At 67.9% G+C, this 25,921-nt stretch carries 22 protein-coding genes; all 22 read right to left on the bottom strand.

Translation table 11 applies throughout. The annotated features are described in order from the left end of the window. Positions 1 to 39: 39 nt before the first annotated feature. The gene (locus ACOQFS_RS19280; RefSeq protein WP_421564435.1) at positions 40 to 858 is read right to left on the bottom strand and encodes a cell division protein FtsQ/DivIB; all 819 of its coding nucleotides are present in this window, start codon (positions 856 to 858) and stop codon (positions 40 to 42) included. After that, a complete protein-coding gene (locus tag ACOQFS_RS19275) occupies positions 858 to 1,847 on the bottom strand; it encodes a D-alanine--D-alanine ligase (RefSeq protein WP_421564434.1) in 990 nt (329 codons plus the stop codon). Before ACOQFS_RS19275 ends, ACOQFS_RS19280 begins: the two co-directional genes overlap by 1 nt. Then, positions 1,844 to 3,277 (bottom strand): UDP-N-acetylmuramate--L-alanine ligase, encoded by a 1,434-nt coding sequence (murC, locus tag ACOQFS_RS19270; RefSeq protein WP_421564433.1) that lies wholly within the window; start codon positions 3,275 to 3,277, stop codon positions 1,844 to 1,846. Before murC ends, ACOQFS_RS19275 begins: the two co-directional genes overlap by 4 nt. After that, a complete protein-coding gene (murG, locus tag ACOQFS_RS19265) occupies positions 3,274 to 4,344 on the bottom strand; it encodes an undecaprenyldiphospho-muramoylpentapeptide beta-N-acetylglucosaminyltransferase (RefSeq protein ID WP_421564432.1) in 1,071 nt (356 codons plus the stop codon). The genes murC and murG overlap by 4 nt, the downstream gene beginning before the upstream one ends. Next, entirely contained in the window at positions 4,341 to 5,627 is a 1,287-nt protein-coding gene (ftsW, locus tag ACOQFS_RS19260) for a putative lipid II flippase FtsW (protein WP_421564431.1), read from the bottom strand. Before ftsW ends, murG begins: the two co-directional genes overlap by 4 nt. Then, entirely contained in the window at positions 5,624 to 7,705 is a 2,082-nt protein-coding gene (locus tag ACOQFS_RS19255; protein WP_421564430.1) for a Mur ligase family protein, read from the bottom strand. Before ACOQFS_RS19255 ends, ftsW begins: the two co-directional genes overlap by 4 nt. Further along, complete coding sequence (gene mraY / locus ACOQFS_RS19250; RefSeq protein ID WP_421564429.1) at positions 7,702 to 8,880, bottom strand: phospho-N-acetylmuramoyl-pentapeptide-transferase; 1,179 nt, start codon at positions 8,878 to 8,880, stop codon at positions 7,702 to 7,704. The genes ACOQFS_RS19255 and mraY overlap by 4 nt, the downstream gene beginning before the upstream one ends. Next, a complete protein-coding gene (locus ACOQFS_RS19245) occupies positions 8,871 to 10,259 on the bottom strand; it encodes a UDP-N-acetylmuramoyl-tripeptide--D-alanyl-D-alanine ligase (protein ID WP_421564428.1) in 1,389 nt (462 codons plus the stop codon). Before ACOQFS_RS19245 ends, mraY begins: the two co-directional genes overlap by 10 nt. After that, positions 10,256 to 11,767 carry a UDP-N-acetylmuramoyl-L-alanyl-D-glutamate--2,6-diaminopimelate ligase gene (locus tag ACOQFS_RS19240; RefSeq protein WP_421564427.1) on the bottom strand — a complete coding sequence of 504 codons (1,512 nt, stop codon included), beginning with the start codon at positions 11,765 to 11,767 and terminating at the stop codon, positions 10,256 to 10,258. The genes ACOQFS_RS19245 and ACOQFS_RS19240 overlap by 4 nt, the downstream gene beginning before the upstream one ends. Further along, a complete protein-coding gene (locus tag ACOQFS_RS19235) occupies positions 11,764 to 13,509 on the bottom strand; it encodes a peptidoglycan D,D-transpeptidase FtsI family protein (RefSeq protein WP_421564426.1) in 1,746 nt (581 codons plus the stop codon). The genes ACOQFS_RS19240 and ACOQFS_RS19235 overlap by 4 nt, the downstream gene beginning before the upstream one ends. Next, positions 13,506 to 13,820 (bottom strand): cell division protein FtsL, encoded by a 315-nt coding sequence (gene ftsL / locus ACOQFS_RS19230; protein WP_421564425.1) that lies wholly within the window; start codon positions 13,818 to 13,820, stop codon positions 13,506 to 13,508. Before ftsL ends, ACOQFS_RS19235 begins: the two co-directional genes overlap by 4 nt. A gap of 1 nt (position 13,821) precedes the next feature. Further along, the gene (gene rsmH / locus ACOQFS_RS19225) at positions 13,822 to 14,751 is read right to left on the bottom strand and encodes a 16S rRNA (cytosine(1402)-N(4))-methyltransferase RsmH (protein ID WP_421564424.1); all 930 of its coding nucleotides are present in this window, start codon (positions 14,749 to 14,751) and stop codon (positions 13,822 to 13,824) included. Between the two features lie 2 nt (positions 14,752 to 14,753). Continuing rightward, positions 14,754 to 15,182, bottom strand: coding sequence for a division/cell wall cluster transcriptional repressor MraZ (gene mraZ, locus ACOQFS_RS19220; RefSeq protein WP_421564423.1), 429 nt, complete (start codon positions 15,180 to 15,182; stop codon positions 14,754 to 14,756). Between the two features lie 252 nt (positions 15,183 to 15,434). After that, positions 15,435 to 16,760, bottom strand: coding sequence for an ATP-dependent protease ATPase subunit HslU (gene hslU, locus ACOQFS_RS19215; protein WP_421564422.1), 1,326 nt, complete (start codon positions 16,758 to 16,760; stop codon positions 15,435 to 15,437). Between the two features lie 107 nt (positions 16,761 to 16,867). Further along, a complete protein-coding gene (gene hslV / locus ACOQFS_RS19210; protein ID WP_421564421.1) occupies positions 16,868 to 17,431 on the bottom strand; it encodes an ATP-dependent protease subunit HslV in 564 nt (187 codons plus the stop codon). A 102-nt stretch (positions 17,432 to 17,533) separates the two neighbouring features. Beyond that, positions 17,534 to 19,309: an STAS domain-containing protein gene (locus ACOQFS_RS19205; protein ID WP_421564420.1), complete on the bottom strand. Its 1,776-nt coding sequence runs from the start codon at positions 19,307 to 19,309 to the stop codon at positions 17,534 to 17,536. Positions 19,310 to 19,352: 43 nt separating this feature from the next. Continuing rightward, positions 19,353 to 20,222: an RNA polymerase-binding protein DksA gene (dksA, locus tag ACOQFS_RS19200; protein ID WP_421564419.1), complete on the bottom strand. Its 870-nt coding sequence runs from the start codon at positions 20,220 to 20,222 to the stop codon at positions 19,353 to 19,355. 274 nt (positions 20,223 to 20,496) lie between these two features. Continuing rightward, positions 20,497 to 21,564 carry a CobW family GTP-binding protein gene (locus ACOQFS_RS19195; RefSeq protein ID WP_421564418.1) on the bottom strand — a complete coding sequence of 356 codons (1,068 nt, stop codon included), beginning with the start codon at positions 21,562 to 21,564 and terminating at the stop codon, positions 20,497 to 20,499. 243 nt (positions 21,565 to 21,807) lie between these two features. Continuing rightward, entirely contained in the window at positions 21,808 to 23,049 is a 1,242-nt protein-coding gene (locus ACOQFS_RS19190; protein ID WP_421564417.1) for a class I SAM-dependent rRNA methyltransferase, read from the bottom strand. Between the two features lie 84 nt (positions 23,050 to 23,133). Next, positions 23,134 to 24,105, bottom strand: coding sequence for a tyrosine-type recombinase/integrase (locus tag ACOQFS_RS19185; protein ID WP_421564416.1), 972 nt, complete (start codon positions 24,103 to 24,105; stop codon positions 23,134 to 23,136). 167 nt (positions 24,106 to 24,272) lie between these two features. Beyond that, positions 24,273 to 24,974 (bottom strand): DUF484 family protein, encoded by a 702-nt coding sequence (locus ACOQFS_RS19180; RefSeq protein WP_421564415.1) that lies wholly within the window; start codon positions 24,972 to 24,974, stop codon positions 24,273 to 24,275. After that, entirely contained in the window at positions 24,971 to 25,852 is an 882-nt protein-coding gene (dapF, locus tag ACOQFS_RS19175; protein ID WP_421564414.1) for a diaminopimelate epimerase, read from the bottom strand. The genes ACOQFS_RS19180 and dapF overlap by 4 nt, the downstream gene beginning before the upstream one ends. Between the last annotated feature and the right edge of the window lie 69 nt (positions 25,853 to 25,921).

Genomic DNA, 25,921 nt, shown 5'->3' with positions numbered 1-25,921 from the left:
CCCTGCCGGCCATCCCGTTCATTGCGCCCGTGCATCGCGTCACCTCCTGCGCACGCCGCCGGTGGCCCCGGCCGCCACACCGGCAGCGTCCGGAACCACGGTGGTCACGCCGCGCAGCCGCAGCGCATAGCCCCCTGCGTGCCGCAGGTCGGCCGACTCCAGTGCGTCCACGCGCCGCCCGTACTGCGCCGCCACCTGGGTCAGCGTGCGCGCAAACCGCTGCGTGCGCTGCACCACCTCCTCGGGGGTGCCGCCGCCCAGCTCCACCACGGCATCGCTGTCCAGCCGTGCGCGCCAGCCCCCGCGCCCGGTCAGCTCCAGCTCCTCCACCTCCAGCCCCAGCGGGCGAAACACGGGCTGCAGCAGCCCGTGCATGCGCAGCGCTTCGGCCGACGTGCCGCGTGGCCCCAGCAGGCGCGGCAGGCCTTCCTGCTCCACATCGCCCACGTTGGCCTCAAACACCTCGCCCTGGCTGTTGACCATGGCCGAGCCGGACTCCGCCCCCCAGAACGCCACCGCCGTGTGCTCCTGCAGATCCACGCGCAGGCTGGCGGGGTACACGCGTCGCACCTGGGCGCGGCGCACCCAGGGCACCTGCTCGAACGCATCGCGCGCAGCGCGCAGGTCCACCGAGAAAAAGTTACCCACGATGTGCGGGCCCACGTTGGCGCGCAGGGTCACCGCGTTGTTGTGCACCAGCTCCCCCTGCACCACGATGCGCGCGATCGCAAAGCCCGGGTAGCGCAGCACCCACCAGGCCCCCGCTGCCAGCACGGCCAGGGCGCAGCCCACGAACAGGGCCGAAGCGGTCCAATTCATGAGCTTGACGTCCAGCGGTGCAGGCAGGGCAGTGGTCATCAGTCCCCCTTCGACCTGGGCGGCGTGTCGAGCGCCGCGCTCGCCAGGATGCGCAGGCACAGCTCTTCGTAGCTGATACCCTGCGCCCGCGCCGACATGGGCACGAGCGAGTGGCCCGTCATGCCGGGTGATGTGTTCATCTCCAGCAGAAAGGGCTTGCGGTCGCTTGCGCGGATCATCAGGTCGGCGCGGCCCCAGCCCCGGCAGCCCAGCGTGCGGTACGCCTCCAGCACGATGCGCTGGATCTCGCGCTCCTCGGCGTCGGGCAGGCCGCTCGGGCATTGGTACTTCACGTCGTCGGTGAAGTATTTGTTCTGGTAGTCGTAGGCACCATCGGGCGCCACGATGCGGATCACCGGCAGCGCGCGGGCGTCGGCGCCTTGGCCCAGCACGGGGCAGGTCACTTCTTCGCCATCGATGAACTCTTCGCACAGCACGTCGGGGTCGTACTTTGCCGACAGCTCCACGGCCTCTTGCATGTCCGAATAGCCGCGCACCTTGGTCACGCCAATCGACGACCCCTCGCGCGGCGGCTTCACGATGAGGGGCAGGCCCAGCTCGTCCGGCACGGTGCGCACCACCTCGCGCCGCTGGCGGTCGGGTGCCAGCCACACGTAGCGCGGCGTGGGCAGGCCCTCGGCCAGCCACACGCGCTTGGTCATGACCTTGTCCATGGCAATGCTGGACGCCATCACGCCCGGGCCGGTGTAGGGAATGCCCAGCAGCTCCAGCGCGCCCTGCACCGTGCCGTCTTCGCCATGGCGGCCATGCAGTGCGATGAAGCAGCGCGCATAGCCGTCGCGCTTCAGGTCGCCCAGTGCGTTCTGTGCGGGGTCGAACGCGTGCGCATCCACGCCGCGCGCGCGCAGCGCCTGCAGCACGCCGCTACCCGACATCAGCGACACCTCGCGCTCGGCCGAGTCGCCGCCCATCAGCACGGCCACCTTGCCCAGGGCCTTCACATTAATATTTGAATCAAATTGGCTCATTGCGCTTTACTGGCAAGCTCTGCCAGCTCACTTTTTTGCAGCATATCGACCACCTTGCCCGGCACGGCGCCGATGGAGCCCGCGCCCATGCACATCACCACGTCACCGTCTCGGGCGTTGTCGGCAATGGCCTGGGGCAGGTCGGCCACGTTGTCGATGAACACCGGCTCCACCCGGCCGGCCACGCGCAGGGCGCGGGCCAGCGAGCGGCCATCGGCCGCCACCACGGGCGCCTCGCCCGCCGCGTACACCTCGGTCAGCAGCACGGCGTCCGCGTTGCCGATGACCTTGACGAAATCTTCAAAGCAGTCGCGCGTGCGGCTGTAGCGGTGCGGCTGGAAGGCCAGCACCAGCCGCCGCCCGGGGAAGGCGCCGCGCGCCGCCGCGAGCGTCGCGGCCATCTCCACCGGGTGGTGGCCGTAGTCGTCGATCACGGCGAACTGGCCGCCATCCTTGGCGGGCAGATCGCCATAGCGCTGGAAGCGCCGTCCCACGCCCTTGAAGCCCGCCAGCGCGCGCTGCACGGCCTCGTCCGGAATGTTCAGCTCCACCGCCACGGCAATGGCCGACAGCGCGTTGAGCACGTTGTGCTCGCCCGCGAGATTGAGCACGATGTCCAGGTCGGGCAAGGTAACGCCATTGCGCCGCTGCACCGTGAAGCGCATCTGGCCCGCCTCGGCGCGCACGTTGACGGCGCGCACCTGGGCGTCTTCCGAGAATCCGTAGCTGGTGACCGGGCAGGTCACGCTCTGCAGGATGTCGCGCACGGCCGGGCTGTCCACACACAGGATGGCCGTGCCGTAGAACGGCATGCGGTGCAGGAAATCGACAAACGCGCCCTTGAGCCGGCCGAAGTCGTGGCCGTAGGTCTCCATGTGGTCGGCGTCGATGTTGGTTACCACGGCCATCACGGGCAGCAGGTTCAAGAACGACGCGTCGGACTCGTCGGCCTCGACCACGATGTAGTCGCCGCCGCCCAGCTTGGCGTTGGCGCCCGCGCTGTTCAGCCGCCCACCGATCACGAAGGTGGGGTCGAGCCCCGCCTCGGCCAGCACGCTGGTCACGAGGCTGGTGGTGGTGGTCTTGCCGTGCGTGCCCGCAATGGCAATGCCCTGCTTGAGGCGCATCAGCTCGGCCAGCATCAGCGCGCGCGGCACCACGGGAATTTTCTTGGCGCGCGCGGCCAGCACCTCGGGGTTGTCGGCCGTGACGGCGGTGGACGTCACCACGGCATCCGCGCCGTCGATGTGCGCTGCGGCATGGCCCAGGCAGGTCTTGATGCCCAGGCCCTCCAGGCGGCGCAGCGTGGCGCTGTCGGCCAGGTCCGAGCCCGAGATGCGGTAGCCCAGGTTGAACAGCACCTCGGCGATGCCGCTCATGCCCGCGCCGCCCAGGCCTACGAAATGGATATGGCGAATGGCGTGCTTCATGGTGTTGCAAGCTCCTCGCAGGCGGTCACCACCTCTTGGGTGGCGTTGATCTTTTGCATTTTTTTGGCCTTGAGCGCTTTATCCATAAGGGCTGAGCGCTCTAAATTCAGTAGCATCTGCGACAACCCCTCGGCCGTCAGGTCGCGCTGCTGGATCAACCAGCCGCCGCCCTCGTCCACCAGGAACTGCGCATTGGTGGTCTGGTGGTCGTCCACCGCCGCAGGGAAGGGCACGAACAGCGCAGCAGCGCCCACGGCGGCAATTTCGGTCACGGTGCTGGCCCCGGCGCGGCAGACGATGATGTCGGCCGCCGCGAACGCGCTGGCGGTGTCGTCGATGAAGGGCGTGCATTCGGCCTCGACACCCGCCGCCGCGTAGTGGGCCCGCAGGGCGTCGATCTGTGTGGCGCCGCTCTGGTGCACGATGACCGGGCGCCGGTCTGCGGGCATCAGCGCCACGGCCTGCGGCACGATCTCGTTGAGCGAGCGCGCGCCCAGGCTGCCTCCCACCACCAGCAGACGCAGCGGGCCGGTGCGGCCTGCAAAGCGCTCGGCAGGACCGGGCTGCTGCGTGAACGCGGTGCGCAGCGGGTTGCCCACCCACTGGCCCTTTTTGAACACATCGGGGAAGGCGGTGAACACGCGGTCGGCCACACCGGCCAGCACCTTGTTCGCCATGCCGGCCACCGAGTTCTGCTCGTGCAGCACCAGCGGCTTGCCCGCCAGCACGCCCATCATTCCGCCAGGAAAGGTGATGTAGCCGCCCAGGCCCACCACCACGTCGGGCTTGACGCGGCGCACCACGGCCAGCGCCTGCCAGAAAGCGCGCAGCAGGCGCAGTGGCAGCAGGGCCAGGGTGACGATGCCCTTGCCGCGCACGCCTGAAAAGTCGATGAGTTCGAGCGGAAAACCGTGGGTGGGCACGATGCGCGACTCCATGCTGCCCGGCGCGCCCAGCCAGTGCACGCGCCAGCCGCGTGCGCGCAACTCTTCGGCCACGGCCAGGCCAGGGAAGATGTGGCCGCCGGTGCCGCCGGCCATGATGAGGGCGGTCTTTTGCTTGCTCATACGCGCCCTCCTCTCATCAGGAGCTTGTTCTCATAATCAACGCGTAACACCACCGCAAGCGCAACAAGGTTCATCAGAATCGCCGACCCGCCAAAGCTCATCAGCGGCAGCGTAAGCCCCTTGGTGGGCAAGGCGCCCAGGTTCACGCCCATGTTGATGAAGGCCTGAAAACCGATCCAGATCGCCACACCCTGGGCGACGAGACCCGCAAACACACGGTCGAGCGCAATGGCCTGACGGCCTATGTGCATGATGCGGCGGATCATCCAGAAGAACAGCACGATCAGGGTGAGCACGCCCACCAGCCCGAACTCCTCGCCGATCACGGCCATCAGGAAGTCGGTGTGGGCCTCGGGCAGCCAGTGCAGCTTTTCCACGCTGCCGCCCAGGCCCACGCCAAACACCTCGCCCCGGCCGATGGCGATCAGCGCGTGCGAGAGCTGGTAGCCCTTGCCCAGCGCATGCTCTTCGCTGAACGGGTCAAGGTAGGCAAACACGCGTTCGCGGCGCCAGGGCGAGCTCGCGATCATCAGCGCGAACGCGCTGACCAGGATGGCGCCGATCAGGAAGAACATGCGGGCGTTGACCCCGCCCAGGAAGAGGATGCCCATGGCAATGACGGCCACGACCATGAAGGCGCCCATGTCGGGCTCGGCCAGCAGCAGCACGCCCACGATGGCCACGGCCGCGCCCATGGGCAGCACGGCGCGAAAGAACCGCTCCTTCACTTCCATCTTGCGCACCATGTAGTCGGCCGCATAGATGAGCACGGCGAACTTGGCCACCTCGGACGGCTGAAAGCCGATGGGCCCGAACGACAGCCAGCGCCGTGCGCCGTTGACCACCTTGCCCACGCCGGGAATCAGCACCGCGATCAGCAGCAGCAGCGCCACCACAAACAGCCAGGGCGCCGCCCGCTCCCACAGCGCCATCGGCACCTGAAACGCCAGCAGTGCCGCAACAAAGCCCACCACCAGGTACATGGCATGGCGCACCAGGAAATGGGTGGGCGCGTAGTTGGCAAAGCGGGGGTTGTCGGGCATGGCGATGGAGGCCGAATACACCATGACGAGGCCCCAGGCCAGCAAAGCCACCACCACGCCCAGCAGGGCCTGGTCAAAGCCCAGCACGCTGGCCGGGGTGCTCGATGCGCGGCGGTATTCCACTCCGCCCACGCGCACGGGCAACACGTCGGCCGCCTTGTTCGACAGGCCGCCGAACAGCCCGCCAAACAGGCCCGTCAGCCGCTGCAGCATGCTGGTGGAGCTTGCGGGCGCGGTCATGCCATGCCTCCATCGGCCAGCTGGCCCGCCTCGTCGGCCAGGGCGCGCACGGTGTCGCAGAACACCGCTGCGCGGTGTTCGTAGTCCTTGAACATGTCGAAGCTGGCGCAGGCCGGCGACATCAGCACGGCGTCGCCCGCATGGGCGCGCTGGGTGGCCAGCGACACGGCGTGCGGCAGGCTGTCGGCGTCCAGCAGGGCCACGCCGGTGTCCTGCAGCGCCGCGCGGATCAGCGGCGCGTCGCGGCCGATCAGCACGACGGCGCGCGCATGGCGCGCCACGGGTGCGGCCAGGGGCGCAAAGTCCTGCCCCTTGCCGTCGCCGCCCAGAATGACCACCAGGCGGCGATCGGCCCCCAGCCCTGCCAGCGCGGCCACCGTGGCCCCCACGTTCGTGCCCTTGCTGTCGTCGAAATACTCGACCCCGTTGACGATGGCCACGGGCTCCACCCGGTGCGGTTCGCCCCGGTATTCGCGCAAGCCGTACAGCATGGGCGCCAGCGGGCAGCCTGCGGCCGATGCCAGCGCCAGCGCGGCCAGTGCGTTGGTGGCGTTGTGGCGCCCGCGAATGCGCAGCGCGTCGGCCGGCATGAGGCGCTGGATGTGCAGGTCTTCTTCCACCTCGCTCTTGCCGCGCTTGCGGGTTTCGTCGGCGTCCATGGCGCGCACCAGCCAGGGCATGCCGTTGACCACCTCGATGCCGAAATCGCCCGGGCGGCGCGGCATGTCGCCGCCGAACGTGGTGTGCGCGCGCACCTGGGGCTTCTGCAGTTTCACCTTGACGGGGGGCGGCAGCATGCCCATCACGACCGGGTCTTCCCGGTTCAGCACCATGAGCGCGCCCTGGCCGAAGATGCGGGCCTTGGCGGCTGCATAGGCCGCCATCGCGGCCCCCACGCTCACCGCTTCGCGTGTTTCGCTGCCCCCCGAGGGGGCGCTCGCGTCTTGGGGCGGCCCGGCGACGCTCGATCCATGCCAATCGAGGTGGTCTTGCGTGATGTTGAGCACGGTGGCGGCCGTGGGCTCGAAGCCTGTCACGCCATCGAGCTGGAAGCTCGACAGCTCCAGCACCCAGGCGTCGGGCAGCGTGTCGGCATCGAGGTGGCCGGCCAGCGTGTCGAGCAGGGTGGGGCCGATGTTGCCGGCCACCGCCACGCGCTGGCCCGCGCGCTCCACCAGCTGGCCGGTGAGCGACGTCACCGTGGTCTTGCCGTTGGTGCCCGTGATGGCGAGCACCGCAGGGGCATAGCCGTGCGATGCGCGCAGCGCGCCCAGCGCTGCAGAATACAAGCTCAATTCGCCCCCAGCGCTTATTCCACAAGCGCTTGCAGCTACAAATACAGGAGCAACCGCCGCAGGACTCAAACCCGGCGAGCGGTAGACCGCGTGCAGGCCCTGCCCCTCGACGAGGGCTGCATCGAACGGGCCGGACACAAAGCGCACCTGCGGCAGCTCCTGCTGCAGCACGGCCCGCTGCGGCGGCTCGGCGCGGGTGTCGGCCACGGTCACATTCGCGCCGCAGCGCACGCACCAGCGCACCATGGCCAGGCCCGAAGCGCCCAGGCCCAGGATGAGGATGTTCTGGCCGTGCAGCAGCCCTGCCACGGCCTCGCGTGGTGGCGTTGCGGGCGCGGGCGCGGCGGCGTCATCGGCATGCTCGGCGTCCGCAGGGTTGGCGTCGGCGGCCCCCACGGGCCCGGCGTCGTCTGCAGCATCGGCGGCAGACACGTCGGCAAAGATCTGGGCCACGAAGTCGGCGGCGGCCTTGGCGGCCGAGACGGCGGGCACGGCCTCGGGGTCCCACGCGGCGGGCCCTGCGGGCTTGGCGGGGGCAGTGGGTTCAGCGGGGGCCGTAGGGGTATCGGCAGCACCAGCGGCGTCGGCAGCGCGTTCGGCGTCTTGCGCGGGTTGCGCATCCTGCGCAGCCTCCACGGTCTGCTCGGTCACGCGGTCGGTGCGCTGCACGTCCGCCCCCTGATCGGCCGCCGGCGCAGGCGCAGGCGCAGCCACGCCCACCGGGGCGGTGGGCGCACCGGCCGCTGCGGCGTCGGCAGGAACCTGGGGGTCGTGGGGGTTCATCGCAGTTTCAGGGTGGACAGCCCGATCAGGCACAGCAGCATGGTGATGATCCAGAAGCGCACGACCACCTGGGTCTCCTTCCAGCCGCTCTTTTCAAAGTGGTGGTGCAGGGGCGCCATCTTCAGCAGACGCCGCCCTTCGCCGTAGCGCTTCTTGGTGTACTTGAACCAGGTCACCTGCAGCATCACCGACAGGGCCTCGACCACGAAGATGCCGCCCATGATGGCCAGCACGATCTCCTGGCGCACGATGACGGCGATGGTGCCCAGCGCGCCGCCCAGCGCCAGCGCGCCCACATCGCCCATGAAGACCTGCGCGGGGTGCGCGTTGAACCACAGAAACGCCAGCCCCGCACCGGCCATGGCCGCGCAGAAGATCAGCAGCTCGCCCGAGCCCGGGATGTGCGGAAAGAACAGGTATTTGGAGTACACCGAGCTGCCCGTCACATAGGCAAACACGCCCAGGGCCGAGCCCACCATCACCACCGGCATGATGGCCAGGCCGTCCAGGCCGTCGGTCAGGTTCACCGCATTGCTGGAGCCCACGATGACGAGGTAGGTCAGGATGACGAAGCCCAGCACGCCCAGCGGGTAGCTGACTTCCTTGAAGAACGGCAGCTGCAGCCCCGCCTTGGGCGGCAAATCGAGCGAGAAGCCCGACTGCACCCAGCCCACGAACAGCTCCCACACCTTGGCGTTGGAGCTTTCGGAAATGCTGAACACCAGGTACAGCGCGGCCATGAGGCCGATGACGGACTGCCAGAAATACTTCTCGCGCGAGCGCATGCCCTCGGGGTCCTTGTTGACCACCTTGCGCCAGTCGTCCACCCAGCCGATGGCGCCAAAGCCCAGCGTGACGATGAGCACGATCCAGACAAAGCGGTTGGACAGATCGAACCACAGCAACGTGGAGATCGCGATGGACAGCAAAATCAGCACGCCGCCCATGGTGGGCGTGCCGCTCTTGGACAGGTGCGTCTGCATGGCGTAGCCCCGGATGGGCTGGCCGATCTTGAGCGAGGTGAGCACGCGGATCACCTTGGGGCCCGCCACCAGGCCGATCAGCAACGCCGTCATGGCCGCCATCACGGCGCGGAACGTGAGGTACTGGAAGACGCGGAAAAAGCCCAGCTCGGGCGACAGGCCCTGCAGCCATTGCGACAACATCAGGAGCATGCGGCCTCCTTCCCTGCGTGTTCGATGGCCTGCACCACCTGTTCCATCTTCATGAATCGCGATCCCTTCACCAGCACGCTGCCCACCGTGGGCAGTGCCTCGTGCACCGCCGCCAGCAGCGATGCCATGTCCTCAAAATGCCGCGCCCCCGGCCCGTAGGCCTGCGCAGCGTGGGCGCCTTGCGCGCCCAGCACGAACAGCCGGGCAATGCCGCGCTCGCGCGCGTGCGCCCCGGCTTCGGCGTGGAACTGCGGCCCCTGGTCGCCCACCTCGCCCATGTCGCCCATCACCATCAGTTGCGGCGCGGGCAGCTCGGCCAGCACGTCGATGGCAGCGCGCATGGAGTCGGGGTTGGCGTTGTAGGTGTCGTCCACCACCGAAATGGCGCGGCCCGCCACCTGCACGCTGAAGGCGCGCGAGCGGCCCTTCACCGGCACGAAATCCGTCAGCCCCAGCGCCACCGCAGACAGCGGCGCCCCTGCGGCCAGCGCGCAGGCGGCGGCGGCCAGGGCATTGGCCACGTTGTGGCGCCCGGCGATGTGCAGGCGGGTGGCGCAGTCGCCCTGCGGCGTGGCCATGACCACGGCCCACGCACCGCCCTCCCAGGCCGCGCTGCGGCAGGCCACATCGCCGCCGTCCCCAAACGTGAGCGTGCGGCGGCCCTGGGCCAGTCCGTGCCACAGCGCGGTGTAGGCATCGCCCGCGGGGAACACGGCCACACCATCGGCGGGCAGGCTGGCATACACCGAGCCGTTCTCGCGCGCCACGGCCTCCACCGTGTGCATGAACTCCAGGTGCTCGCGCTGCGCGTTGTTGACCAGTGCCACCGTGGGCTGCGCCATGGCGGCCAGCTGGGCGATCTCGCCCGGGTGGTTCATGCCCATTTCGATCACGGCGGCGCGGTGCGCCGGCGTGAGGCGCAGCAGCATCAGCGGCACGCCGATGTCGTTGTTGAAATTGCCCTGCGTGGCAAATGCGGCCTCGCCCTGCCAGGCGCGCAGGATGGACGCGATCATCTGCGTCACCGTGGTCTTGCCGTTGCTGCCGGTCACACCGATCAGCGGCAGGTGCACCTGCGCACGCCAGCCCGTGGCCAGCGCACCGAGCGCGGCGAGGCTGCCCGGCACTTCGATGCCGGGCAGGCCTGCGGCTTCAAGCCCTCCGTGGGCCACAGCCGCCGCCGCGCCACCGGCGCGCGCGTCGGCCAGAAAGGCGTTGGCATCAAAGCGTTCGCCCTTCAAAGCCACAAACAGGTCGCCCGCCTGCAGCGTGCGCGTGTCGGTGTGCACCCGCGCCAGCGGTATGGCGCCGTCGCCCACCAGGCGGGCGGCTGGAATGCGCGCCTGCACCAGCGCATGGGCCTGCTGCAGGGTCATCATGGTCGGGCTCCTCGGTCGTCCAGCGCGCGCTGCGCGTGTGCCATGTCGGAAAACGGCACGCGCACGCCCGCCGTCTCCTGGGTGTCTTCGTGGCCCTTGCCCGCAATCAGCACCACGTCGGCGGGCGCGGCTTCCTGCAGCGCCAGTCGGATGGCGGCGGCACGGTCCACCTCGGCGCGCACGGTGCGGCTGGCGATGGTGCCTTGCAGGATCTGGTGCAGGATGGCGGCGGGGTCTTCGCTGCGCGGGTTGTCGCTGGTCACCACCACCTGGTCGGCGTGCTGCTGCGCGACGGCGCCCATCAGCGGGCGCTTGGCGGCGTCGCGGTTGCCACCACAGCCGAACACGCACCACAGCTGGCCGCCGCGCTCTGCGGCGATGGGGCGCAGGGCCTGCAGCGCCTTGTCGAGCGCGTCCGGCGTGTGGGCGTAGTCCACCGCCACCAGCGGCTGGCCGGGCGTGTGGATCTGCTCCATGCGGCCCGGCACGGGCGACAGCTGGGCGCAGGCGAACAGTGCATGTTCGAGCGGTACGCCCATTGCGCGAAGCCCGGCCAGCACGCCCAGCAGGTTGGACACGTTGTAGAGGCCGACCACCCGGCTTTGCAGCACATGCGTGTGTGCGCCTTCAGCCACGGTGAAGCGCAGGCCGCCATCACCCATGCCGATGTCACGCGCCGTCAGCCGGGCGGGGCCGGTGATCGAGATGCTCCACAGGTCCAGCATGCGGCCGGACAGCGACGCGTGCAGTTCGGCACCGCGCGCATCGTCGATGTTGACCACCGCTGCCTTGAGACCCGGCCAGTCGAACAGCACGGCCTTGGCCTGCCAGTAGGCCGCCATGTTGGAGTGGTAGTCGAGGTGGTCCTGCGTGAAGTTGGTGAACAGGGCCACACGCACGCGCGTGCCGGCCATGCGGTGCTCAGCCAGACCGATGGAAGAGGCCTCGATGGCGCAGGCGGTGCGGCCTGCGTCGGCAAACTGCCGGAAGGCCCGCTGCAGGCGCACCGGGTCCGGGGTGGTCATGCCGGTGCTGGCGAGCGCGGGGGGAACACCCATGCCCAAAGTGCCCACCAGCGCGCATCCACCATGCTCAATCAGCTCTTGATTTGATAGCAGATTCAGCGCTTCGGCCAGCCACCAGGTGGTGCTGGTCTTGCCATTCGTGCCGGTCACGGCCAGCACGTCGATGTGGCGGGTGGGCTGCTCGAACCATTCGGCCGCGATCAGGCCGGTGGCGGCTTTCAGGCCGTGCAGCGCCGCCACGGGCAGGCCTTCGAGCGGGAAGGCGCCGGCGCCCTCGTGCTCCACCAGGCAGGCCGCAGCGCCCCGCGCCAGCGCGTCGCCCACATGGGCGCGGCCATCGGTGGCGGCACCGGGCCAGGCAATGAAGCCGTCGCCCGCGCGCACCTGGCGGCTGTCGGTCTGCAGCGTGCCGGTGACACGTTCGCGCAGCCAGGCCACGGCGTCGTGCACCGAGGCGAGCAGGGGCAGCGTGCTGGCCGTCACAGCGACTCCTCCACCGCGTTGGCCACGATCTGCGGCTTGACGGCCATGTCGGGCTGCACGCCCATCATGCGCAGCGTCTGCTGCACCACCTCGCTGAACACGGGGGCCGCCACGGCGCCGCCATAGAACACGCCGTTGCTGGGCTCGTCGATCATCACCGCGACGATGATGCGGGGCTTGTCGATGGGCGCCATGCCGGTGAACCAGGCGCGGTATTTGCCCGAAGCGTAGTTCTTGCCGACCTGCTTGCGCGCCGTGCCCGACTTGCCCCCCACCGAGTAGCCCAGGGTCTGCGCCTTCTGGCCCGTGCCGCCCGGCCCGGCGGCCATCTGCAGCATCTTGCGCACCTGGTCGGCCGTGCGCTCGGAGAACACCGGCACGCCCACGGCGGTTTCGTCGCTCTTGAGCATCGTGGCCGGGATCACGCGCCCGCCGTTGGCGAACACCGTGTACGAGCGCGCCATCTGGAACAGGCTGGCAGACAGGCCGTAGCCATACGACATGGTCGCCTGCTCCACCGGCCGCCAGGTCTTGTAGGGGCGCAGCCGGCCGCTGACCGCGCCAGGGAAGCTGATCTGCGGCTTCTGCCCGAAACCTGCCGCCGAGAACGTCTCCCACATTTCGCGTGCGGGCATCTGCATGGCCAGCTTGGTGGTGCCCACGTTGCTGGATTTCTGGATCACGCCTTCCACCGTGAGCAGGCCGTAGTTGTGCGTGTCCGAAATGGTGGAGCCGGTGATGTTGATGCGGCCGGGCGTGGTGTCCACCGCCGTCTCGGGGCGCACGCGGCCCGTCTCCAGCGCCAGGCCGATGGTGAAGGGCTTCATGGTCGAGCCGGGCTCGAACACGTCGGTGAGTGCGCGGTTGCGCAATTGCTCGCCCGTGAGGTTCTGGCGCTTGTCGGGCACGTAGCTGGGGTAGTTGGCCAGGGCCAGCAGTTCGCCCGTGTGGGCGTCCAGCACCACCACGCTGCCCGCCTTGGCCTTGTGTGCAGTGACCTGGTCGCGCAGCTTCTGGTAGGCGAAGAACTGCACCTTGCTGTCGATGGACAGCTGCATGTCCTTGCCGTCCACCGGCGGCACAGTCTCGCCCACGCCTTCGACCACTCGGCCCAGGCGGTCCTTGATCACGCGGCGCGAGCCCGCCTTGCCCGCCAGCTGGTCGTTGAAGGCCAGCTCCATGCCTTCCTGGCCGTGGTCTTCGACATTCGTGAAACCCACCACGTGGGCAGCGGCCTCGCCCTCGGGGTACTGGCGCTTGTATTCCTTGCGCTGGTAGATGCCCTTGATCTCCAGCTTGGCGATCTGCTGGCCCACATCCCAGTCGAGCTGGCGCTTGATCCAGACGAAGGTCTTGTCCTCGTCGGCCAGCTTCTTGTTCAGGTCGGCCTGCGACATCTCGAGCAGCTTGGCCAGTTGCTTGAGCTTGGCGCGCACCTCGGGCTTGTCCTGCTCCACGTCTTCGGGGATGGCCCAGATGCTGGCGGCAGGCACGCTGGAGGCGAGGATCAGGCCGTTGCGGTCCAGGATCCTGCCGCGGTTGGCCGGCAGTTCGAGCGTGCGCGCAAAGCGCACCTCGCCCTGGCGCTGGAAGAAGTCGTTGCCGATCACCTGCACATAGGCCGCGCGCGTGCCCAGGCCCACAAAACCCAGGGCAATCGCCGCCACGATGAATTTGCTGCGCCACACGGGCGTCTTGCTGGCCAGCAGCGGGCTGGCGGTGTAGACCACGCTGCGGCTCATGGCTGGCCTCCGGGCGCGGGCGTGCGCGCGGCCCCTGCACCTGCACCCGCAGGGTCGGCCACATACTGGGTGATGGCGGGTGTGGCCGTGCGCATCTGCAGCTGGGCGCGCGCAATCTTTTCCACCCGCAGGGGCGTGGCCTGGGCGCGCTTTTCCACCTGCAGGCGCTGGTGCTCGGTCTCCAGGCGGCGCGCCTCGGCCGTGGCGCGGTCCAGCTCGGTGAACAGGCGGCGCGACGCGTACTGGGTATGCACCAGATAGATGGCGCTCGCCAGCACGGCAACCAGCAGGACAATGTTCAGTCGTGTCATGTCAGGCCACGGCCGTGCGTTCGGCCACGCGCATGATCGCGCTGCGTGCGCGGGGGTTGGCCTCCACCTCGGCAGCGCTGGGCTTGATGCGCTCCAGTGCCACGAGCTTCATGGCCTGCGGCGCGGCAAAGGGGGCGCGGCGGTCGTAGACCTCCTTGGAATGCTTGGTGATGAACTGCTTGACGATGCGGTCTTCGAGCGAATGGAAGCTGATCACCACCAGCCGCCCGCCCGGCTGCAACACCGAGAGACTGGCCTCTAGCGCCTGTTGCAGCTCTTCAAGCTCAGCGTTGATGAAAATCCGTAGAGCTTGAAATGTGCGCGTTGCAGGGTTCTGGCCCGGCTCGCGGGTTTTGACCGCGCCAGCCACGAGGTCGGCCAGTTCGGCGGTGGTTGCAAGAGGGCCCCGTTCTTCGCGCCGAGCAACAATCGCCTTTGCAATGGCGCCAGCAAACCGTTCTTCACCGTAGTCACGTATCACCTCCGCAATCTGACCGACTTCGGCCGTGGCCAGCCAATCGGCCACGCTTTCGCCGCGCGTGGTGTCCATGCGCATGTCCAGCGGGCCGTCAAAACGGAAACTGAAGCCCCTCTCGGGGCTGTCGATCTGGGGCGAGCTCACGCCCAGGTCCAGCAGCACGCCCGCAGCACTGGCGGGCGGCAGGTCGGCCAGGTGGCGAAAACCCTCGTGCCGAATGGAAAAACGCGCATCGGTGATGCGCGTTGCTTCGGCGATGGCCTCGGGGTCCTTGTCAAACGCGACAAGATTCCCTTGGGGGCCCAGCCGCAGCAGGATGCGCCGCGAATGCCCTCCGCGCCCGAAGGTGCCGTCCACCCAGGTGCCCGCGGGTGCAGCGCCCGCGCCGCCCAGCAGGGCGTCCACGGCCTCGTCGAGCAGAACGGTGGTGTGTTGCAAGGGGGTGGATGCCATGGTCAGAAGGAGAAGTCCTTGAAGACATCGGGCATGTCGCCCTGCATGGCCTTGGCTTCCTGCTCGTCGTAGGTGGCCTTGTCCCACAGCTCGAAATGGTTGCCCATGCCCAGCAGCATGGTGTCCTTGGAGATGCCGGCGGCCTCGCGCAGCTCGGGCGAGATCAGCACGCGCCCGGTGGCGTCCATCTCCACGTCCATGGCGTTGCCCAGAAAGATGCGCTTCCACCACTGGGCGGACATGGGCAGCTCGGCGATGCGCTCGCGGAACTTCTCCCACTCGGGGCGGGGAAACACCATCAGGCAGCCGTGGGGGTGCTTGGTGATCGTGAGCTGGCCCGAAGCGGTGGCCGCGAGCACGTCACGGTGCCGGGTCGGCACGGACAGCCGACCCTTCGCATCGAGACTCAGCGACGAGGCACCTTGAAACACGGAGGAGATTCCCAGCTTGGTTTGGAACTTTGGAGCCTGGAAGAAGGCTCCAAAGGCACTTTTCACCACTAAATTGCACTTTTTTGCACTGTAGCAGGAAAAGCAGGCCGAGCAAGGGGGTGCCCAACAAACTTTGTGAATGAAATCAACGACTTAGGTGCGGTTTCGTAGCCTGGAAAGCCGCAAAAGTCGTTGAAAAAGAAGAACTTACAGAGCCCTATGAAAGTGACCTCTCAAGGCGGCTCCGAGTGGTCACAGGATGTAGCGGGACAGGTCTTCGTCCTGGCTCAGGCTTTGCAGCCGGGCATCGACATAGGCCGCATCGACGGTGATCGTCTGGCCGGACAGCCGCGTGGCGTCAAAGCTCACTTCGTCCAGCAGGCGCTCCATCACGGTGGAAAGGCGCCGCGCACCGATGTTTTCGGTGCGCTCGTTCACCTCGAAGGCAATGTGCGCCAGGCGCGTGATCCCTTCCGGCGCAAAGACGAGCGTGACCCCTTCGGTGGCCAGCAAGGCCTGGTACTGCTTGACGAGGGAGGCATGCGTCTGGGTGAGGATGGCCTCGAAGTCCTTCACGGACAGCGATTCCAGCTCGACACGGATCGGAAAGCGCCCCTGCAGCTCGGGAATCAGGTCGCTGGGCTTGCTGAGATGGAACGCGCCCGACGCGATGAACAGGATGTGGTCCGTCTTGATGAGGCCGTACTTGGTGGTCACGGTCGTGCCCTCCACCAGCGGCAGCAGGTCGCGCTGCACGCCCTGGCGCGACACATCGGCGCCACTGGCGTCCTGGCGCGTGGCCACCTTGTCGATCTCGTCGATGAAGACGATGCCGTTCTGCTCGGCGTTCTGCACCGCGCGGGTCTTGATCTCTTCTTCGTTCACCAGCTTGCCGGCTTCCTCCTCGGCGATGAGCCTGAGTGCCTCGGCGATCTTCAGCTTGCGCAGCTTGCGCTTGTCCTGGCCGAGCTGGCTGAACATGCCGCGCAACTGCTCGGTCATCTCTTCCATGCCCTGCGGTCCCATGATCTCGAGCTGGGGGCGGCTTTCTGCCACGTCGATCTCGATCTCCTTGTCGTCGAGCGCGCCCTCGCGCAGCTTTTTGCGAAACACCTGGCGCGCGGTGTTGTCGGCCGCGGGCTCGGCGCCTTGCGCGGCGCGCGCGGGCGGGATCAGCACGTCCAGGATGCGCTCCTCGGCCGCGTCTTCGGCGCGGGTGCGCACCTTCTTCATCTCAGCCTCGCGCGTCTGCTTGACGGCCATCTCCGCGAGGTCGCGGATGATGGAATCCACGTCCTTCCCAACATAGCCCACCTCGGTGAACTTGGTGGCCTCGACCTTGATGAAAGGCGCGTCGGCCAGGCGGGCCAGGCGGCGCGCAATCTCGGTCTTGCCCACGCCGGTGGGGCCGATCATGAGGATGTTCTTGGGGGTGATCTCGTGGCGCAGGCTGCCTTCGACCTGCTGGCGGCGCCAGCGGTTGCGCAGCGCGATGGCCACGGCGCGCTTGGCGCTGGCCTGGCCCACGATGTGGTGGTCGAGTTCGGAGACGATTTCCTGGGGGGTCATGGAGGACATGGTGGGGCCTGCCGTCAAAATCTGAATGAAAACAGCCCTCAGCGCTTATTGGACAAGCGTTGATAGCTATTAAATTTATAGTGTCTGCTGCGCCGGTGCATCGGCGCTTACAGCGTCTCGATGGTGTGGTGCATGTTGGTGTAGATGCACAGCTCGCCCGCAATTTCGAGCGACTTCTTCACGACGTCCTCCGCCGAGAGCTCGGTGTGATTGAGCAGGGCCTTGGCCGCCGAATGCGCGTAGGCGCCGCCCGAGCCGATCGCCACGATGCCCTGCTCGGGCTCCAGCACGTCGCCGTTGCCGGTGATGATGAGCGAGGCGCTCGCATCGGCCACGGCCAGCATGGCTTCGAGGCGGCGCAACACGCGGTCGGTGCGCCAGTCCTTGGTCAGCTCGATGGCGGCGCGGGTCAGGTGGCCCTGGTGCTTTTCCAGCTTGGCCTCGAAGCGCTCGAACAGCGTGAATGCGTCGGCGGTGGCGCCCGCAAAGCCCGCCAGCACCTTGCCGTGGTAGAGCTTGCGCACCTTGCGCGCCGAGCCCTTGACCACGATGTTGCCCAGCGTGACCTGGCCATCGCCGCCGATGGCGACCTGCACGCCGGAGGGCGTCTGGCGGCGCACGCTCAGGATGGTGGTGCCGTGAAAGACCGGGGAGTTTTGAGTGGAGTCCATAGCAGCGGCAGATGGGGGCAGCCGCCGGCTTTGCAAGTTGTCAGCCCCCAGGCGCACGCGCGACGCCGCTGCGGCGATGCGCCCGGGTACACGCGCCCGCGCTCAGTTCTTGCGGGGCACCACCCAGGCGTGTTCGTTGATGCCTATCACGTTGAAGAAGATCGCCACCAGGCGCTGCAGGTTGTGGAACTGGATCACATGGCCCTGGGCCTGCTGCTCTGCGGCCCAGTTCAGCACCGAGCCCGCAGCGGCAAAATCGACGCGGATCAGCCGGTCGCAGGCGATGGTCAGCGGGACACCCGGCCGCGCAAACGCCTGGAAAGGCTCCAGCAGCGGTGCGGCATCGCCATCGATGTGGCCGCTGAGCTGCGCCACGGGCGCCGCGTCCAGCCCCGCAGGCACGGAATCCCCCAGGTCGGAGGGACCGAAATCGCTGTCGGCCGCGAGCGGCGCGGACCCTGAGGTGGCGCCCTCGTTGTCTGAATAGCCGCAACGCGGCGACACCCACGATGGCGGCGAGACTTCATAGGTCACGCAGTAATCGAGTGCCACCATCTCGAATTCATCGGGCTTGCCCATCAGGCGCAGCGCGGCCATGCGCAGGCGCCACCAGTCCGGCAGCGCAGAGCGATCGCCCGAGGGCGTTTGCGCCTCCAGCAAGGCGTTGAGCTTCTCAACCCCCGAAAAGACGATCTGGCCGTCACGGTCGGCCCACGCGGTGAACTGGTCTGCCAGCAGCGGAACCGCCCCGTCTTCCATGCCGGTCAGCCGGGCCCAGGACAAGGTCCAGGGAGCGGCAGCGCGTGCCAGCGACGCCTGCAGCGCCGCGACGGACGACACCGCCACGGTGGGCGGGGCGTTCCAGCTGAAATCCTTGCGCACCGCAGCCGCGGGGGTGTCCGGCGCACTCGACGGGGCCGCCATGCCCAGCTGCTCGGGCATCGAAAACCACAAAGGCGCCGAGCGGCTGTACTGCGCCGCAAAATCGATGGCCAGGGTGTCGAAACGGTCGTGCTGCCCCGTGGCGCGGTACAGGTCGAACAGGGTCATCCAGATTTCGAGCTGCTGGGCGGGGTCGTCCTGCCGGTGCTGTGCCAGCACATCGAGCAACCCGGCTTCAGCGCCCTCATGGTCACCGTTGGCAAACCGGATGGCGGCTTCTTCTAGATCGGGTTCGTGCACGAATTCCTCCGGTTCGAAGGCGGGCGCGGGGCTGGCTGCCGCCGGTGCCGGGCTGAAGGACGCCTGCTCCGGCGCGGCGCCCAGCCCCTCAGCGTCCGGCCCCGCCGCCTGCCCGCTCGCGCTCGCATTCATTTGCGCGTCGGTGCCTCCAAACCGCCCGATGGCCATGCTGTCGTCGGCAAACAGCGGCTGCACGGCGGCCTTGGACTCCAGCGGTGCCGGCAGGCTGCCCGGCGCCGTGGGAGCGTAGGCACGGGCGTGCTGCGACTCGCTGACATCCTTGCTCGAATCGGGCATGACGCCGGGCTGGGTGGGGGCGTCGGCGCCCTGCTTGCTCTTCCACCACTGCTGCGACATCTGCGCCTCGATCTCGTCGATCTTCTTGAGCGTCACGGCGCGCTCGTCGGGCGAGGCCATGCTGCTCTGGAAGAACGAAGGGCGGCCCGCAGCATCCTCTACCCGGTGACCCTGCAGCACCTCGCGCTGGCGCAGCTTGCGCAGCTGATCGAACTCGCGGCGCCGAACAAAATCGTTGCGGCGCTTGCGCTCGATCATCTCCTTGAGCATCTGCTTGCTGTACTGGCTCTCCCGGTCGTCCTGCAGGGAGTCGAGTTCGGTCCAGTTCACCGTCGGGTTCTTCACGAACCGCACCACCTTCGACAGCAGGCCGGCGGGGGTGGTTTCTTCCTTGCTCATGGTTCAGGGGACGCTCTAGGGATGGATCCGGCCAGGGGCAGGATCAGTCCCCGAACATCTTCTGCTTGAGTTCGCGACGCTGCTGCGCTTCGAGCGACAAGGTGGCCGTGGGGCGTGCGATGAGACGGCCCACACCGATGGGCTCGCCGGTTTCGTCGCAATAGCCATAGTCGCCGGCATCGATGCGGGCAATGGATTGCTCGATCTTCTTGAGCAGCTTGCGCTCGCGGTCGCGGGTGCGCAGCTCCAGCGCGTGCTCTTCTTCGATGGTGGCGCGGTCCGCCGGGTCGGGCACGACCACGGTGTCTTCGCGCAGGTGCTCGGTGGTTTCACCGGCGCTGTTGTGGATGTCCTGCTTGAGCTGCACGAGCTTCAGGCGGAAAAACGCCATCTGCTTGTCGTTCATGTACTCGCTGTCGGGCATGGCCATGACTTCAGCGTCGGTCAGCTCGGCGGCGGACTTGGTCTTCCAGTTGTTCGCCAGCTTGGGGTCTTTTTTGGCAGCAGCAAAGGTGGGCTGCGCTTGCACGGTCGTGGGCATGGTGTGTAGATAACTGGCTTTGGCAGCGGTTGAAGCCACTGACTGTGCCATGGATGGTACGGTCAATTGGGCCAATCGGGAAGAAGGCCGGGTTGTGCGCACGGGTACCTCGGAACCGGCCTGCGGCGCGGGCGCCGCAGCGGGAGCAGGCGCTGCGGCCGGCGCCTTGGGCACCGGCGCTGCGGCCTTGGGCGCCGCCGTAGTTTTGGCGGCCGGCTTGGCCACCGGCTTGGCGGCTACCTTGGCTGCCGGAGCGGCCTTTGCAGCCGGGACCGCCGCCTTGCTGGCGGGCGGCGCCGCAGAAGCGACTTTCTTGGCTGCAGCGGGCGTTGCCTTGGAGGTTCCCTTGGTTTTGCTGGTCTCGGCTTTCACTTCCTGGTCTCCTCGCAATACGGGCAGGCCCCGGCCGCATGTGGAGCCGGGGCGGGTGGCACGCCTTCGGGGCTAAGGCTGTTGGACGAACTTGGGGGGGCACGCGTGGGACGTGCCAGCCACCCAGCGGCTGCTGGGATGACCCCCAAAAAGGCATTCAACAGGTTCTTACCGGGGCGCGATTGTATCGACCTGGACTGACGGCAACGGAAACGTTGCAGATACAACACAAACCCGCGCAAACCCGCATGCCGTCAGGCTGTGCAAGCTTTGCTCACGCGAGGCTCTGCTCCAGCCCCTGCAGGAAGATGTCCTTGGGCAGGTCGATGCCGATGAAGACCATCTTGCTGGTGCGCGCCTCGCCGTCGGCCCACTGGGGCCCCAAATCGCTGCCCATGAGCTGGTGCACGCCCTGGAAGATGACCTTGCGCTCGGTGCCCTTCATGTACAGCACGCCCTTGTAGCGCAGCATGCGCGGGCCGTAGATGTTGACGATCGCGCCGAGGAAGTCCTCCAGCTTGGCAGGGTCGAAGGGCCGGTCCGAGCGGTAGACAAAGCTCTTGACATCGTCGTCATGGTGATGGTGGTGGCCATGGCCGTGCCCATGCTGGTGCGAGGGATGGTCGCAGTGCTCGCCATGTTCGTGATCATGGTCATGGTCATGGTGGTCATGCCCATGGCCGCCCTCCTGCAGGAACTCGGGGTCGATGTCGAGCTTGGCGCTCAGGTTGAAGCCCCGCAGGTCCAGGACTTCGTTCAGGGGCACATCGCCAAAATGCACGGCCTTGATGGGCGCGCGTGGATTCATGTGCTTGAGGCGGTGGATCAGCGCTTCGGTCTCGTCCTTGGAAACCAGATCGGTCTTGGACAGGAAGATCTGGTCGGCAAAGCCCACCTGGCGGCGCGCCTCCTGCCGGTCATTGAGCTGCTGGGGCGCATGCTTGGCGTCCACCAGCGTGATGATGGAGTCGATGAGGTAGGTTTCGGCGATCTCCTCGTCCATGAAGAAGGTCTGCGCCACGGGGCCGGGGTCGGCCACGCCGGTGGTCTCGATCACGATGCGGTCGAACTCCAGCAGGTTCTTGCGTTTCTTGGCGGCCAGCAACTGCAGGGTCTCGCGCAGGTCTTCGCGGATGGTGCAGCAGATGCAGCCGTTGCTCATCTGCACGATCTGCTCCTTGGATTCGGTCACCAGGATGTCGTTGTCAATGTTTTCTTCGCCGAACTCGTTCTCGATCACGGCGATCTTCTGGCCGTGGGCCTCGGTGAGCAGGCGCTTGAGCAGCGTCGTTTTGCCCGAGCCCAGAAAGCCGGTGAGGATGGTGACGGGGATCAATGCCATATATCTGTCTTTCAGTGCGTCCAACCGTGCGCGCAGCCCCTTGCCACGGCGCCCGGCGCCCCGGCAAGGGGCGGATTTTTCAGTGTACCGAGGCTGTCAACCCCTTGCAGGCCTGAGGCCGGAGGGGTTTGGAGCGGCGAACAAAACTCAGCGCAGCGGTTCTGGCTAGGCGCAGCGTCGCAGGCAGTACGAGTAGTACGACAAGACGCGGCAACGACGCCAGAAGAGTTTTTTTAGCCGCTCCTAGCCCTTGCGCATCACGACCAGGCCCTTGAGGTACTCCCCTTCCGGAAACTCCAGCGTCATCGGGTGGTCGGGCGCGCCGCCCAGGCGCTCCACGATGTAGCCGTCCACCCCGGCGTCGGCCCCGGCCGACGCCACGATCTTGTGGAACAGGTCGGCGCTGATGCCGCCCGAGCACGAAAACGTGAACAGCACCCCGCCCGGCGACAGCAGCTGCAGGGCCAGGCGGTTGATGTCCTTGTAGGCCCGCGCCGCCCGCTCTGCATGGGTGGCGGTGGGCGCGAACTTGGGCGGATCGAGCACGATGGCGTCAAAGCGCTGCCCTTCCTTCAGGAACTGGCGCAGCGAGGCATTCACGTCGGCGTCCAGAAAACTCGCGCGGTTCGGGTCGAACCCGTTGAGCGCCACATGCGCGCGCGCCCTCTCCAGCGCCGGGCCGGACGAGTCGATGGAAATCACCTGCCCCACAGCCGGGCCGCCTGCGGCCTCGGCGGCACGCATGCCGGAGAGCGCCGCCACGCTGAAGCCGCCGGTATAGCAATAGCAGTTGAGCACGTGCTGGAACCCGAGCCGCCGCGCGTAGTCGGCAAACCGCTTGCGGCTGTCGCGCTGGTCCAGGTAGAAGCCGGTCTTGTGGCCTTCGGCGATGTTGAGCGTCAGGTGCCACTGGTGCTCGTGGATCGTCAGCTCGAGCGGAGGAAGCGCCGCACCGGCTTCGGCGGGCGTGCCGCCCCGCAGCCAGCCCGTGGCCGGCGGCAGGCCTTCGAGCGCACGCACGCTGGCGTCCGAGCGCTCATACAGCTTGGCCAAGCCGGTCTCACGCAGCAGCGCGTCGGCAATCACGCTCTTCCAGCGCTCGGTGCCGGCGCTGGTGAACTGCGCCACCAGGGTGTCGCCATAGCGGTCCACGATCAGCCCCGGCAGGCCGTCGGATTCGCCATGCACAAGCCGCACGCCATCGCTCTGTATGTCGAAACGGGCTCTGGCGATGATGGATCTTGCGCAGGCTGCTATGAAGAACGGAGCATCAATGCGCTGCGCCTCGTCAAAGCTCCACACCCGCGCCCGGATGCGCGACGTGGGGCTGAACGCGGCCCATGCCAGGAACTGGCCTTCGTGCGACTCCACGCGCACGGTTTCTCCACTGTCGCCACCGCCCTTGGCGATGGCCGATTCGAAGATCCAGGGGTGGCGGCGCAGGAGCGAGCGCTCTTTGCCAGGGCGGAGGCGGATGGTTTTCATGGGCAGGATTGTGCGGGCTGGCGGGTGCGTGTGGGCGGGAGCGGGCTGCACCGGTCCGCATCGGGCGCGTGGAGGGCGCGCGTTTCAGCTTTTCTTGCGGGCCCGGGGATGCGCGGCGTCGTACACCTTGGCCAGGTGCTGAAAATCGAGCCGCGTATAGACCTGGGTGGTGGTGATGTTGGCGTGGCCCAGCAGCTCCTGCACCGCGCGCAGGTCGCCGCTGCTTTGCAGCAGGTGGCTGGCGAACGAGTGGCGCAGCATGTGCGGGTGCACCGGCGTGGTCAGCCCGGCCTGCTGGCTGCGCTGGCGCAGGCGCAGCCAGATGGACTGCGCCGTGAGCCGCTTGCCGCGCTGGCCCACGAACAGCGCCGCATCCAGCCGCGCCGCGCCCCCGCCGCCAAACGGCGTGGCCCGCAGCGCCAGCCAGGCCTGCAGCGCCGCCGTGGCCGCCGCGCCCACCGGCACGCTGCGGCGCTTGCTGCCCTTGCCAAACACGTGCGCTTCGCCCGCCTGCAGGTCCACCCAGCCCCGCCCTTGGCGCTCGGTGTCGGCGCTGGGCACGGCATCCAGCCCCGCCAGTTCACCCACCCGCAGGCCGCAGCCGTACAGCAGCTCGACCATGGCCGCGTCGCGTGCCTCCAGCCACGGGTCGGCGCCGGTGTTGTCGAACTCGGCCAGGCGCACGGCGTCGTCCACGCCCAGCGCCTTGGGCAAGGGCTTGGGCGCCTTGGGCGCGCGCACGTCCTGCACCGGGTTGTGCGCAACCAGCCCCTGCCGCCCGGCCCAGGCAAAGAAACCGCGCCAGCCCGAGAGGATGAGCGCAATGCCGCGCCCGCTGCGACCGCCGCTGTGCATCTGCGCCACAAAGCGGCGGATGTGGGCGCTGGTGAGCTGCAGCAGCGGCACATTCACGCCCGCCGCGCACTGCGCGAGCCGCTCCAGGTCCAGGGTGTAGAGCGTGAGCGTGCGCGCGGCCAGCCGCTTTTCGACGCGCACGTGCTCCAGATAGCGCTGAACGTGGGGGTCGGCTTGCGGGTCGGGTTGCGGCTCAGGCATGGCGCTGCCGCCTTAATAAAACCGAAGCGCTGCACACGCAACCGGCGCAGCCCAGGCCAGCGGACGCCGCGCAAGGGCCGCCCCGCCGCGCTGGCGTCGTCCCCCTGCCCGCAGTGCGCAGCGCTGAGAGAGCGGGGGATAGCGGCGCAGCCGCCCAGGGGGGTGTTTCACTTCAAGCGCAGCAGCGCGGCGCTGGCCAGCTCGGACATGCGCGAGAGAAAGTCCGTGCCCATGGTGGCGTCAAAGCGCTGCGGATCGGGCGAGCCCAGCACCAGCAGGCCGAACGCGGGCGTGGCGCTGTCGATGGCGCCCGCGCGCAGCGGCAGCAGGGCCAGCGACTGCGCGGGCTCGGCGCCACCGCCTTCTCCCTGCGCCAGCCAGCCCGCAGGCTCGAAGCCCAGGTTGGGGCCGCAGAACGGCATGGTCAGCGACGAGGCAAACGCGCGCGCATCTTCGCTGGCGCCCTGGGTAAAGTCGGCATCGATGTACGGCGCGGCCACTTCCCACACGCGCACGGCGGCCTGCGGCACGTCGAACAAGGTGCGCACGCCATCGACCACGGCCTGGGGCAGATCGAACGGGTCGCGCACCTGCAGCAGGCTGGCCGTCCACTGGTGCACTTTGTGGGCAATGGCTGCGTTTTCTGTGCTGTTGCGCACCATCTCCATCACGCGCTGCTCCAGGCCCTTGATCTTCTCGCGCAGCATCTCGGCCTGGCGCTCCTGCAGGCTCACGGCGCGCGCGCCGTGGGGGCTGGTGATCTGCACACTGGCCAGTACCTCGGCGTGGCGTTCGAAAAAGCCCGGCGTGTTGGTGAGGAACTGGGCGATGTCGTCTTCGGTGATGGGAGGGATGTGGGAGGTGCTCATACGAGGGTGTCTGGAATGTCGATCTGGCCTTCGAACACCGTGGTGGCGGGGCCGGTCATGAAAACGGAGTCGGCCGGCTGGCCGCTCCAGGCAATGGTGAGCCGGCCGCCGCGCGTGTCCACATGCACTTCGCGGTCGAGCAGCCCCAGGCGGATGCCGGACACCACCGCGGCGCAGGCCCCGGTGCCGCAGGCCAGCGTCTCGCCAGCGCCGCGCTCGAACACGCGCAGGCGCACATGGGCGCGGTCCACGATCTGCAGGTAGCCCGCATTCACCCGCTGCGGAAAGCGCACGTGGTTTTCGATGAGGGGGCCGGTTTCTGCCACGGGTGCGGTGTCCACGTTGTCCACCAGCTGCACGGCATGGGGGTTGCCCATGGAAACCACCGCTACCAAAACAGTAGCCTCCAGCGCTTTACCAGCAAGCGCTAGTGGCCATTTTTGGCCTGATCCTTGCGCCACGGGCATCAGGCCGGTGGCATCGAACGGCACCTGGGCAGGTTCCAGCACGGGCTGGCCCATGTCCACCGTGACGCGTCCGTCGGCCGTGAGGTGCGGGGCAATCACACCGCTTTGCGTCTGCACGCGGATCGTGTCCTTGCCGGTCAGGCCCTTGTCGTGCACAAAGCGCGCAAAGCAGCGCGCGCCGTTGCCGCACTGCTCCACCTCGCCGCCATCGGCGTTGTGGATCACGTATTCGAAGTCGATCCCCTCGCCCGGGGAAGGCCGCACCGTAAGGATCTGGTCGGCCCCTACGCCGAAGTGGCGGTCAGCGAGAAAGCGATATTGGGCGGCGCTGAGCCCCAGGCGGCCCCGGGTTTCGTCGAGCACCACAAAATCGTTGCCCGCGCCCTGCATTTTGGTGAAGCGAATCTTCATGGGAAGGGATTATGGCCCCGGCCCTGCGCCGCTTCGCGAGCCAGCGTAGGCTTGGCAGACTTCTTCCAA

The sequence above is a fragment of the Paracidovorax sp. MALMAid1276 genome (genome assembly GCF_049198005.1).
In the GTDB taxonomy this organism is placed as follows: Bacteria; Pseudomonadota; Gammaproteobacteria; order Burkholderiales; family Burkholderiaceae_C; genus Acidovorax.
Note: the sequence above shows the minus strand (reverse complement) of the source record. Positions and strands in the feature narration are given on the sequence as shown.